Genomic DNA, 561 nt, shown 5'->3' with positions numbered 1-561 from the left:
TCGTCCATTGCCAGATAGCGGATCGTCGACCAGTCCGGCTCGGCCACACGCGCTCGCAAGCGCATCTTGTCGATCGATTTGACCGTGTGCCATCCCAGATCGTAGAAGGCTGCGACTGCCTGCACGCTGGCCGCTTGCAGCAGCTTCTCGCAGGCCTTGGCGAACCGCTCCGTCACCCGCTGGTAGCGGCCCAGCCACGCCAGCTTCTCCAGTCGCGGGCCGCCGCAGTGTTCGCACCAGACCCGACGGCGGCGGACATGCAGCACGACTCGGTACTCGAACAGCGGCAGATCGCGCACTCGCCGAACCGTCGTCTCGTGGATTTGCTGGCAGCGCGCTCCGCACTGTTCGCAGTGCATGACCTTGCTGACCGGCTTCAGATACAGCGACAGCGTACCGCCGCCTCCTTCCGGCCATTCCACCCGCTCCAACCGATAGCCGGTCCAGCCGCCCAGTGCCTGAAGTGCCTTGCGATCGTGCAATTCTTCCTCCTGACCTCTATAGAATCAGGCGTCAGGTTACGCAATCTCCATCAAACCCTCCACGGTTTACTGCGATGAA

Annotated in this window: 1 protein-coding gene; it reads right to left on the bottom strand. The window is 62.9% G+C overall.

The window, feature by feature from the left end; genetic code table 11:
* Positions 1 to 482 (bottom strand): helix-turn-helix domain-containing protein (locus WS62_RS27670; RefSeq protein ID WP_197422864.1); only part of this gene is annotated, 482 nt, incomplete at its 3' end.
* Positions 483 to 561 lie beyond the last annotated feature (79 nt).

The organism is Burkholderia sp. ABCPW 14 (assembly GCF_001523835.1).
Lineage (GTDB): Bacteria > Pseudomonadota > Gammaproteobacteria > Burkholderiales > Burkholderiaceae > Burkholderia > Burkholderia mayonis.
This window is presented reverse-complemented; position numbering and strand designations above follow the sequence as displayed.